The sequence below is a fragment of the Pedobacter segetis genome, from assembly GCF_016623585.1.
GTDB classification, from domain to species: domain Bacteria; phylum Bacteroidota; class Bacteroidia; order Sphingobacteriales; family Sphingobacteriaceae; genus Pseudopedobacter; species Pseudopedobacter segetis.
On record NZ_JAEHFY010000008.1, the window covers coordinates 162,785 to 171,071 of the forward strand.

Genomic DNA, 8,287 nt, shown 5'->3' on the forward strand with positions numbered 1-8,287 from the left:
TATATGGATAAACATTATACCTATTTATTGATCAATGTTCTAACCGTTTTATTCCCCATTTTTTTATCGTTCGATAAAAAAGTAAGCTTTTTTAAAAAGTGGAAATTTATTCTTCCTGGGATGTTTCTCTCTGGATCGCTCTATCTTTTATGGGATTATTTGTTTACTATTAACCAGGTATGGTCCTTTAACCCCGATTATATTTTAGGCATTAAATTTTTTGGCCTTCCGCTAGAAGAAATCCTATTCTTTATTACCGTCCCGTTCGCTTGCATTTTTATTTACGAGTGCTTGCTTTGTTACTTCAAGCTGTATATTTCGAGAAACATCAGTAAAATGATAAGTTACATTTTATTATTGCTTTGCATTGTTTTAGTATTTCTTTATCACGATCGGTTGTACAGCCTGATCAACTTTAGCACTTTAGCCATCATCTTGGTTTTTACTTTATTGAAGGATATGAAATTGGATATGGGTAAATTTTTTGTTGCCTATCTGGTCTCATTGATCCCGTTTTATATCGTAAATGGTATTTTAACCGCTATACCCATTGTGAGTTATAATAATGCAGAAAATATGGGTTTTAGGGTGGGCACCGTCCCTTTTGAAGATCATTTTTATTCTATGTCTTTGATATTGTTAAACCTTATTTTCTTTGAATATTTCAGGAACAAAAAAACACATGCAACCGCTTCCTGAATATACCAGATCTCAACTCGCTTTGCGAAACGGACAAGATAAACCCCAGATTTGGGTGGCTTATTTAGGCTTTATTTATGATGTGGGCGAAAGCCGGCTATGGCGAGATGGTAAGCATTACGAACATTGGGCAGGGCAAGATTTAACCGATGAACTAAAAGATGCGCCACATACCGAAAAGGTTTTTGAGAAGTTTGTAAAGATTGGGGTTTTAAAGAGCTAAAAGCTTAAGGTAAAAAGCTCGATTATTCACAATTGGAGGTGTGCTACCCTGATTGGAGTGGAAGTGAACATTACCCAGAGCGAAGCCGAAGGGATGCTGCCCAGAGCGGAGTGGAAGTGAACATCACCCAGAGCGAAGTCGAAGGAATGCCGCCCAGAGCGAAGTCGAAGGAATGTCACCCAGAGCGGAGTCGAAGGAATGTTACCCAGAGCGGAGTCGAAGGAATGTCACCCAGAGCGGAGTCGAAGGGGGGGCGTTAGGCTTTATGCTTCTAATCCGCTCAGCATAACAAACTGTTCTGCTTTATGCGGTTTTAACCATGTTGGTTAGTTTCTTCACTAACCTTTAATGGGGGAATTTTGTTTCTTGTGAAAACGGAGAAAGTAGCAGAACCAAATATTTTGTTTGCATTTCAAAAAATAAAAGCCGATTTGGGATTACCAAATCGACTTTTATTAAATTAGATATTTGCTTTCAGCCTTAGGCTTTAAGCTTTCTGCCTAACTAACAATATTGCTCAAAAGCTCCGATCAAATTATCGGCAATCATTTGTGCAGGGCGGCCTTCAATCTGATGACGCTCTATGATATGGACCAATTTACCGTCTTTAAATAAAGCCATAGATGGTGAAGACGGAGGGTAAGGCAACATATGGTTCCTTGCCGCATCAACGGCATCTTTTTCCATTCCTGCAAAAACGGTAATCAACTTGGTGGGTTTTTTAGAGTTGGCAGCGGCAATTTTTGCGGCGGGGCGGGCATTTGCAGCAGCACAACCGCATACAGAGTTTACAACCACAAAAGTAGTCCCTTCGCTTTCTATGGCTTTGGTAACATCTTCCGCATTTTTTAAATCTTCAAAACCGGCACTGGTTAAATCAGTACGCATTGGGGCAACTAAATATTCTGGATACATCTTTATTAAAATTAAAAGTAAAAAGTTGATTGTTAAAAGTTTCTAAACTTATTACATTCAACAGCACTACAAAAGTAAAGTATTCAATTTTGTTGGGCAATTGTACTTATCAAAAGGATGTCATAAATGTGTTCTTGTTAAACTAAATTTTGATTAAAAGGTCTATCCGCTTAAAATAATCATCGCTTATCATGATATTTGGATTATTAAAATGATAAAAATAGGTGCCTCTGTTAACAATGCGTTTCATCAGAAGATTTTTTTCTTTTGCCTGTTTGCCGTGGTTATTTCTTCGTCTGGTTGTGCCATCCTCAATAAAAACAGGGTTACAAAAAACAGGGGTATCCCAAAGGCCGATTTTGATCTTCCCATTATCGTATATCCTACCAAAGTAGAAAACACCAAAACAATGATCGTTTTCTTATCTGGGGATGGCGGTTGGTTAACTTTTGATGATAATTTAGCGGTGGCTTTTTCTGAGAATGGATTTAATACCCTTGGTTTTAATTCTAGGTCTTATTTTTGGGATAAGAAAACGCCAAAACAAATAGGTAAAGATCTATCTGCCTTAATACAGGTTTATCTTAAGAATTTTGATTGTAAGAATGTGGTTTTATGCGGTTATTCTTTTGGTGCAGATGTTGTACCGTTTATTTATAGCAACCTAAACCTTAAAGAAAAAATCAGGGTAAAGTCTTTGATATTACTATCGCCTTTTGCTTCTACAGATTTTGTGGTTTATACTGCCGATCTTTTAAATTTGGGAGGCGATAACCGTAAATTTAAAGTTGCCAAAGAGGTAGAAAAAATAAGGCTACCCATTAGCTGTTATTATGGTAAAGAGGAAGAACCAAAACCTTTAAGTGGCGTTAATAAGAGGCGTTTCCATTTATATGAACTAAACGGGGGGCATAAATACACCGAAGATGCTATCCCTACCATCGTGAAAAACCTTATCAAACATTATGTGCGAAAAAAATAAAATTAAGCTTATCAGTAGTCTATTAGTGTGTTTTGTTCTGTTATTTTTTTTACGATCAACGGCTCAAGATAAATTGCCCGATTTACCCCTTAAGCTATTAAAAAGCACTGGCAATAAAGCGCTTGTGGTTTATATCTCTGGAGATGGCGGCTGGAACGATTTCTCTACCCAATTGGTTAACGGTTTAAACAAGAACGGATTGGCTGTTTTGGGTTTGGATAGCCATAAATATTTTTGGAGTAAAAAAACGCCCACTAAATTTGCCCAAGACCTGCAAAAGGCCATCGTTTACTATCAAAAAGAATGGAACAAAAAGGACCTGATCATTATAGGCTATTCTTTTGGTGCCGATGTTGGCTCATTTTTGCCATCAAACTTGGACCCATCTTTAAAAGAAAACATCCAATCTATGGTGTTGCTTTCGCCTAGCTTTTCTACTTCATTTGAAATTAAACTGATGGATATGTTAAATAGCGGAGGCGATTCTAATAAAGAAAAATATAAGGTTTACCCAGAACTTTTAAAAATCGCTTTTCCGGTAACTTGTGTTTTTGGTAGCGATGACGATAGTGATTTTAAACCGGCATTAAAGGAAACAAAAACTATCCATAAAATAATAATCAAAGGCAACCACCATTATAACGATGATTTTTCTTTGGTATTAAGGACGGTTTTATTGAGTGTTAAGTAATTAGTATCAAGATTTGAGAGCAAAGATGCAAGAAACAAGATGCAAGATGCAAGAAACAAGAGTTAAGAAACAAGATGCAAGAGTTAAGAAACAAGAGTTAAGAAACAAGAGCCAAAATTAATATACATCCTAACTGCGCACTATTGACCATCAACTATCAACCATTGACTAATAAACTGACAACCAATGAACTCATTTAACTTCCTTCAGAAACCCTTTTTAAAGCAGATGGCACTTGGAAAAGATGGTAATTATGATTGTAAATGAGGTATTTCTTTTCCCACGATGGATAAAATTTCTCTTTATACTTTCTTAGGCCTTTAAAAGCTCCAAAAGCCCTTAAGTTTTCATAAGCGTATTTGATGGTTTTCTGCGTTATGTTTACGTTTTCCATGCCGCTCATTGGTGCTAGGCCCATATTTACAGATTTAAAACCTTCGGTTTGTAAGTAAATAAAAGTTTTTGCCAGTAACATATCCAAAACGCCATTTGGTGCGTCATTAACTTTCCTGATCAGATCATAAGTAGCTTCTCCGGGCGCAAAATCAGGGATGATATTTAAGAAGGCATATACTTTTTCTTCTTGATCTTCTATGGTTAAAATAGTTTGGTGCTTTAAAATAGAAGTATCAAAGATACCTTGGGTAAAAGCAACTTCTTTTTTGCCCAATTCGGTTAACCAATTATCAGATACCTTTTCTAATTTTTGTAGTAAGCCATCTTTAATGGGGGCTTTATAAACCTTAAAATCATAACCTTCTGAGCTTAGCCTGCTTATAGCGCTTCTGGTGGTTTTCATTTTCCCACCTTCTAGTTTAAAGGTCTCTAGATCTAAAATAGCTTCTTCACCAATAGGTATCGCTTTTTTCTTTAATGATTTATAAAGATCCAAAGATTGGTGCGGAACACGGTAATAGGTGCTTATAAAGCCGTTTTCTTCGCAAAAAGCCTCAAATAATACCAGCATATTTTTTCTTTCCTCATCATTGATAGCTACGGGGTTTTCTAAAACAACGGCAAAATGCCTGGTTAGCTTAAAGCTGATAAAAGCTGTCCTATCGTGATTAAAAAACAAGAATTTATCGGGATAGGTTTTAAAATAATCTAATGCAGAAACGCCACATTTCTTTAAAATATCCTTTGCTTCTTCAAACTCTTCTGGCGTATTATAAGGCTTAGAAAAATAAGGGCTCAGCAAACAGTAAAGCAAAAACAATATCACACTGCCTCCTGCTACATAAATGGAAATTATAAAACGGGCACCAAATTTTGTTAGCGGTACAATGGTTTTATCATCAAACAAAAAGAAAATTTTTAATACAGATCTAAAGGCATTTATAAAAGTGAAATCTATACCAAAATGGCGTTTATCTATAAAATAAAAACCTAAGACACCATAAGCTATAAAAGCTATAACGGCATAAAAAACTATCCAGATATTAAAATAAGCAAGTTTAGGATGTGGCTTTAGCTTATAAGAACCTTTGGTGTAAATTAAGGCAGCTGCCGCCACAAATGCCAATATGGCCTCTTCATAATCAGCGGCCTTTAGTAAATGGCCAATTACAGAAAACAGGGTAAGAGATAATGCCATGTACCAAGCTCTTTTAGAACCTTGTAGCAAGAAAACGCTCAGGATAACCAAAATTAGCCCGAAGATTAAAACCATAGAGTTGCTGGTTACTATTAATTCTTCTGGTAATAAGTTTTTCACTAACCTTAACCTGCTGGGTATTGCAGGGCTAATGGCCGATATGATGTTGACCACGCCCAAAATCAGGATGATAAAGGCAGGCAGGATCCTTAATAAGATGTTATCTTTTTTGGTAATAAAACTTAGGATACCGGCGATCAACGGAAGCCAAAACTCGAAAAACCTAAATAATAGGGTAATGGTAGCTGCGGCAATTATAGGGAAACCAAATTGTTGTAATACTAAGGTAAGGGAAACTTCAATTGCACCCAAACCCCTTAAAAACGGAGAGGCTATCAATAAGATCACCATTACGATATAACCAATTATGGCTGCCGGTAAACTCGCATCGAAACCTAAAGCCAGCATACAAATATAGAGGTGTGCAATGCCAATCAGTTCGATCAAAATAGAAGTTGCCAACGTGAGGTAAAAGTTTTTCCTGTTGATTTTTTCTTCCAACATCTCATCCATCATAGAAACAGAGGATGGTTTTACTTTAGATAGCCACTGGTAGGCCTTCCCTTTTTTAGAGATCGAGTAGATAAGATAGATGAAGAAACCAGTCAATACCAACAAAAACACAAAGCCAAGAAGTTCTGCAAGGCCTAACTTGGTAAAAAGCAATGCTATGCCCAAAACCGGTACAGCCACTAAAACCACAGATAAAATGCTGCAAAAGCCAAATATGGTACTTGCCAAATGTATCTGAGACTTGGTAACCCCTTTGTTTTCTATATCTTTTGTGAAAAAGGCCAATGAAGAAAAGCCCCCTGCGGGTAAAAAAACGCTCACAAAATTCCGCTTTAAAAAAAGCGTGATAGCTAAAAAGAAAGAAAGCTTTTTATTTAAAGATTTAAAGCTAAAAACATACATTAAGCCTTGTACGGCTATGTAAATTAACGTAAGCAAGATGCCTATGATAATATAAAACGGGCTGCAATAAGCTAATTGATCTTTGATTTTCAGCACTTCTATATGCTCATGCCTGATAAAGAAAATGGCCATCCCGATCATGAAAATGCCCAAAACCAATTGCCATAAAAATTTGTTGTAAACCAGTTTGGATAAGAAATCTTTCGCTTTGATCATGGGTATAATTTCAATCGCAAATTTGCGGTTTTTTAATCAAAAGGTTTAAAATATTTGATCTTATTGTAAACATTTTGTTGGATTTGTTATTTATCGAAATAAAAAATAACGCATCTCGTTTCAATCTACTTAAAAATTGTTAATATTAAAATCTAAAATAAAAACACAGATAATATGTTTAAAAATAAAATAAAATATCTTTTCATTGCCCTTGCTCTGGCCATGGGGCCATTCATTAGCGAAGCACAAAATCTAACTTATAAAGCCAATTGGCAAAATCTAGATCTTGTTTCTGATACCACTTTTGGCATTAGTACAGAAAAAGCCTATCAAGAGCTTTTAAAAAACAAGAAAGCGGTGAATGTGGTAGTAGCGGTAATTGATGGCGGGGTAGATATTTCTCATGAAGACCTAAAAAGCGTTATCTATACCAACCCTAAAGAGAAGTTAGATGGTAAAGACGATGATAAAAACGGTTATATAGATGATATTAACGGTTGGGATTTTTTGGGTGGCCCAAAGGGCGATGTTGAGTTTGAGACCTTGGAACTGGTAAGGCAGATAAGAGCATTAAACCCTAAATACGAGAACAAAAGTACCGATAGCCTTTCTAAAACAAATGAAGCCGAGTATCTGAAATACCTAAATATGAAAAACGAACTGAACCAAAAACTGACCGAGGCCAAAAATAACCTCAACGGCATTTATGGTTTTAAAACCGTTTTAGAAAACATGGTAAAGAAAATGGGTAAAGAAAACCCTGCTTTAGCAGATTTTGAAGCTTTTGAACCAACCGAAAGGGGCGAAGCACAAGTAAAAAAAGTGATGTTGAACGTGATGAAAGAAGAGCCAGATTTCGCAACATTTAAGAAAGAACAAATAGATGCCGCTTTTGATCATTTTAAAGAACAAGTAGATTATAACTACAATATAGATTACAATCCAAGGGATATTGTTGGGGATGACGAGAACGATCCTAGACAAAAAATCTATGGTAATAACGATGTAACCGGCCCAGATGCCTTACATGGCACACACGTAGCCGGAATAATTGGTGCCAATAGAGATAACAACCTTGGTATAAAAGGGGTTGCCAACCATGCTATTATCATGTCTGTAAGAGCTGTGCCCAATGGCGATGAAAGAGATAAGGATGTTGCCAATGCCATTAGATACGCTGTTGATAATGGCGCAAAAGTAATCAACATGAGTTTTGGTAAGGGATATTCTCCTCATAAAGATGTGGTTGACGATGCCGTAAAGTATGCCGTTTCTAAAGATGTGCTTTTGGTGCATGCTGCAGGTAACGATGATATGAACCTGGATCTAGAAAGCAGCAAGAACTACCCTAACAGGATCTATGCAGATCAAACGGGTACCGCTGCTCCTTCTTGGATAGAAGTTGGTGCTTCTGGGCCAACGGATGATGCCTCTTTGAAAGCAAGTTTCTCTAATTATGGCAAAACAAGTGTAGATGTTTTTGCACCAGGAGAACGTATTTATTCTACCACCCCAAACAGTACCTATACAGAAGAAGACGGCACCAGTATGGCATCGCCGGTTGTTGCTGGTTTGGCTACTTTAATAAGAAGTTATTTCCCAAAACTAACGGCCCCAGAAGTAAAAAACGCAATCATGCAATCAGTTGTGAAGGTAAACCACCCTGTAGAACTGATGATAGGAAAAGATAAGAAAACTGTTCCGTTTAGCGATCTTTGTATTTCTGGCGGTGTGGTTAATACCTATAATGCCATTAAATTGGCAGAAAGTATGGCAAAAACTTCCGCAAAGAAATAATGGCACAAAATTGGTTTTTGATTTGATAAATCAAAAGCCATGAGTAAAACGAAGCACAAAGAAAAAAAGAAAGAAGACCCTTGTTGGAAAGATTACCACCAAGTAGGTACCAAGAAAAAAGATGGCAAAAAAGTGCCTAATTGCGTACCCAAGGATAAATAGCAAAAGAAGCTGTTCTAGGATGCGAAGAACAGC

At 36.7% G+C, this 8,287-nt stretch carries 8 protein-coding genes; 6 read left to right on the forward strand and 2 right to left on the reverse strand.

Translation table 11 applies throughout. The features are described from left to right. The first annotated feature begins 3 nt into the window (after positions 1–3). Together I5M32_RS07400 and I5M32_RS07405 are read left to right on the forward strand one after the other, a co-directional pair. Positions 4–699, forward strand: a complete 696-nt coding sequence (locus I5M32_RS07400; RefSeq protein WP_200585555.1) for a lycopene cyclase domain-containing protein — start codon at positions 4–6, stop codon at positions 697–699. Then, positions 683–922 carry a cytochrome b5 domain-containing protein gene (locus I5M32_RS07405; RefSeq protein ID WP_200585556.1) on the forward strand — a complete coding sequence of 80 codons (240 nt, stop codon included), beginning with the start codon at positions 683–685 and terminating at the stop codon, positions 920–922. The genes I5M32_RS07400 and I5M32_RS07405 overlap by 17 nt, the downstream gene beginning before the upstream one ends. Before the next feature lie 504 nt (positions 923–1,426). Here the strand turns inward: I5M32_RS07405 and I5M32_RS07410 are convergent. After that, entirely contained in the window at positions 1,427–1,837 is a 411-nt protein-coding gene (locus tag I5M32_RS07410) for a BrxA/BrxB family bacilliredoxin (protein ID WP_200585557.1), read from the reverse strand. A gap of 211 nt (positions 1,838–2,048) precedes the next feature. On the opposite strand from I5M32_RS07410, the gene I5M32_RS07415 reads away from it, so the two are divergent. Both I5M32_RS07415 and I5M32_RS07420 read left to right on the forward strand, forming a co-directional pair. Then, a complete protein-coding gene (locus I5M32_RS07415; protein ID WP_200585558.1) occupies positions 2,049–2,819 on the forward strand; it encodes an AcvB/VirJ family lysyl-phosphatidylglycerol hydrolase in 771 nt (256 codons plus the stop codon). 73 nt (positions 2,820–2,892) lie between these two features. Continuing rightward, positions 2,893–3,510 carry an alpha/beta fold hydrolase gene (locus I5M32_RS07420; protein WP_200585559.1) on the forward strand — a complete coding sequence of 206 codons (618 nt, stop codon included), beginning with the start codon at positions 2,893–2,895 and terminating at the stop codon, positions 3,508–3,510. A 196-nt stretch (positions 3,511–3,706) separates the two neighbouring features. Here I5M32_RS07420 and I5M32_RS07425 read toward each other — a convergent pair whose 3' ends face one another. Beyond that, the gene (locus I5M32_RS07425) at positions 3,707–6,295 is read right to left on the reverse strand and encodes a phosphatidylglycerol lysyltransferase domain-containing protein (protein WP_200585560.1); all 2,589 of its coding nucleotides are present in this window, start codon (positions 6,293–6,295) and stop codon (positions 3,707–3,709) included. Positions 6,296–6,469: 174 nt separating this feature from the next. On the opposite strand from I5M32_RS07425, the gene I5M32_RS07430 reads away from it, so the two are divergent. Together I5M32_RS07430 and I5M32_RS16840 are read left to right on the forward strand one after the other, a co-directional pair. Then, complete coding sequence (locus I5M32_RS07430) at positions 6,470–8,092, forward strand: S8 family peptidase (protein WP_200585561.1); 1,623 nt, start codon at positions 6,470–6,472, stop codon at positions 8,090–8,092. 39 nt (positions 8,093–8,131) lie between these two features. After that, a complete protein-coding gene (locus I5M32_RS16840) occupies positions 8,132–8,254 on the forward strand; it encodes a hypothetical protein (protein ID WP_262895591.1) in 123 nt (40 codons plus the stop codon). Positions 8,255–8,287 lie beyond the last annotated feature (33 nt).

What these genes read in the sequence shown, in the direction of transcription:
- I5M32_RS07415 (WP_200585558.1), top strand. Translation starts at nt 2,049, where the DNA reads ATGATAAAAATAGGTGCCTCTGTTAACAATGCGTTTCATCAGAAGATT.
- I5M32_RS07400 (WP_200585555.1), top strand. Translation starts at nt 4, where the DNA reads ATGGATAAACATTATACCTATTTATTGATCAATGTTCTAACCGTTTTA.
- I5M32_RS07430 (WP_200585561.1), top strand. Translation starts at nt 6,470, where the DNA reads ATGTTTAAAAATAAAATAAAATATCTTTTCATTGCCCTTGCTCTGGCC.
- I5M32_RS07410 (WP_200585557.1), bottom strand. Translation starts at nt 1,837, where the DNA reads ATGTATCCAGAATATTTAGTTGCCCCAATGCGTACTGATTTAACCAGT.
- I5M32_RS07405 (WP_200585556.1), top strand. Translation starts at nt 683, where the DNA reads ATGCAACCGCTTCCTGAATATACCAGATCTCAACTCGCTTTGCGAAAC.
- I5M32_RS16840 (WP_262895591.1), top strand. Translation starts at nt 8,132, where the DNA reads ATGAGTAAAACGAAGCACAAAGAAAAAAAGAAAGAAGACCCTTGTTGG.
- I5M32_RS07425 (WP_200585560.1), bottom strand. Translation starts at nt 6,295, where the DNA reads ATGATCAAAGCGAAAGATTTCTTATCCAAACTGGTTTACAACAAATTT.